This window comes from Alistipes sp. AM16-43, assembly GCF_003435745.1.
GTDB lineage: Bacteria > Bacteroidota > Bacteroidia > Bacteroidales > Rikenellaceae > Alistipes > Alistipes onderdonkii.
Genome location: NZ_QTUQ01000019.1, coordinates 2,002 through 3,816, shown reverse-complemented (window position 1 = coordinate 3,816; position 1,815 = coordinate 2,002). Strand labels below are relative to the sequence as shown.

Sequence of the window (1,815 nt, the reverse complement as noted above, 5' to 3'; positions counted from 1 at the left end):
TGTGTTGAACGACACAGTGATTCTGTTGTTTCGGGTGATGATTTCCAGCGCACGCCGGAAATCGGATTCCTGCATCTTCATTTGAATGTGTCTTTAACGTTTTTTGAATACGGGACGTAGTTCGCACGGAAAAACTTCGGCTTCCGAAGCCGAAGAACAAATCCGGATGATGTCATCGTCAGAGGGTTCCTCCACGTCGTCATTACCCGAACATACGGTATAATATCCCGACGTTTCATCGGCAGGATCACGCCAGAAGACCCGTTGCCCGGGGTGAAAGACCTGCACGCGCGGCAGCTTCTCCCCGTCGAGGGTCTCCGGAAGAGCGATTACTTCCCGAACTGCAAGCCGGGGATGTTTGTCGAAATGCCAGTCTACCTCGGATTCTTCGCCGAGAGTCGTTTGAATCGCACTCAGAACCGTTCCGCATTGTTCGGAAACAAGACGTGCGGCCTCCTTGCCGGAAGCCGCACGCAGGGTAAAACAGCCGTTGAAGGTATAGCTGACCTTCAGTTTGAATTTTCGTCGCATAGTGTTTAAGAGTTATCGTTGTTGTTTTCAGACCATTCGTCGACTGTCGTCGCGTCATAGATGCCGTACCGGCGTATTTCAGCGTACGCCTGTCCTTCCCGGAGCAGGGGCTGCCGGGAGACGAACGTTCCGGTGAAGTTTGCCAAAGCCAGCGGAACGAGCCACTGGAAATCGCTGCCCCCACCGCCCATGACCTCGCACGAGTGAAAATCGGCGGGAAGGGTTTCGGAATCGAGGCGAGACGTGGTGAAAAGAGCCGGGATACCGTTGATCTCGGCGGCGCGGAAATCCCGGATATCCGCGAAAGGGATGGATGATTCGTATGCCATGCTATTGAAATAATGCCGCCCGCTCGTTTCGGAGCAGGCGGCAGGTGATTAAAGAAAGATTCGGTGCCACGCTCCGCGCAGATAGACATTACCTTCCACATAGAGCGAGTATAAGTCCGCAGAGACAATCCGCAGGAACAGCGTTCTGTCGTTGCGCAATTTCCCGATCTGACGCCGGAACGCCTCGGCGGGAAAGGGTTTGCACGAGATGAACCGTCCGCGAACCTCTGCGTCCGAGGGGAGGTATTCGTACAAGCGGTAATTGAGCGCCAGCCAGCGAAGGATTTTACGGAGGGTTTTCGCATCGTCCGTCCGCAGTGTGAAACGGTTGAAACAAAGATTATTCATCGTAAATCGGAGTTAGTTCAGTGACAAGGCCAGACAGAAATAGTCCGTATAATCGAAGTCCAGTCCCAGCCCAGAACAGGCCGTTTCAAGATCGCCGTAGCACAGAGCCCCGGCATCCCGCAGTTCCCGCAGGTTGCGAAGTTCCGCGGCCAAATATTCCTCGGCGCGACGTTCGCCGCAGCGGCACGCAGTGCAGATATTTTCGATAATAATGTTTCGTTCCATAGTCGTTTAAGGTTTAGGTGTGAATTTATTGTCGGAGAGTGCAAGGAAATCGTCGAGCGTGCGGCACCGATAGTCCAAAGAGATCTTTTCGCTGTAATCCGTCTGCCGGATATCGAAAGTATAGGTCAGGCCGTTACGAATGATCTGGCCGTGACTTTTGTCATGAACCCAAACCACATCGGACAGAGCCTCCAACCGGTTGCGGTACCCGGCTATTTTTCGTTCGTTCTCCGCATTGATCCGTTCGAGATTCCGGAAACCCTGCGTGAGGTATTCTACCCAGTCGTCGATCTTCTTTCGGGTGAAGACTCCGATACGGTTCGGTTCGGTTTGTTTGTCGAAAGCCTTGCCGTAGGAGTAGTTGTCCGCGTATCGGAACGAT

General features: G+C 53.4%; 4 protein-coding genes and 1 pseudogene. All 5 read right to left on the bottom strand.

Features of this window, described 5'->3' with window-relative positions; all coding sequences use genetic code 11:
- Positions 1–93 precede the first annotated feature (93 nt).
- Positions 94–531: a hypothetical protein gene (locus DW189_RS14155; protein WP_117508603.1), complete on the bottom strand. Its 438-nt coding sequence runs from the start codon at positions 529–531 to the stop codon at positions 94–96.
- A 5-nt stretch (positions 532–536) separates the two neighbouring features.
- Positions 537–860 carry an LPD28 domain-containing protein gene (locus DW189_RS14150; RefSeq protein WP_117508602.1) on the bottom strand — a complete coding sequence of 108 codons (324 nt, stop codon included), beginning with the start codon at positions 858–860 and terminating at the stop codon, positions 537–539.
- Between the two features lie 48 nt (positions 861–908).
- Positions 909–1,208, bottom strand: coding sequence for a hypothetical protein (locus tag DW189_RS14145; protein ID WP_117508601.1), 300 nt, complete (start codon positions 1,206–1,208; stop codon positions 909–911).
- A gap of 12 nt (positions 1,209–1,220) precedes the next feature.
- Positions 1,221–1,433 carry a hypothetical protein gene (locus tag DW189_RS14140; protein ID WP_117508600.1) on the bottom strand — a complete coding sequence of 71 codons (213 nt, stop codon included), beginning with the start codon at positions 1,431–1,433 and terminating at the stop codon, positions 1,221–1,223.
- A 6-nt stretch (positions 1,434–1,439) separates the two neighbouring features.
- A pseudogene (locus tag DW189_RS14135) lies at positions 1,440–1,815 on the bottom strand (hypothetical protein); the annotation flags it as partial.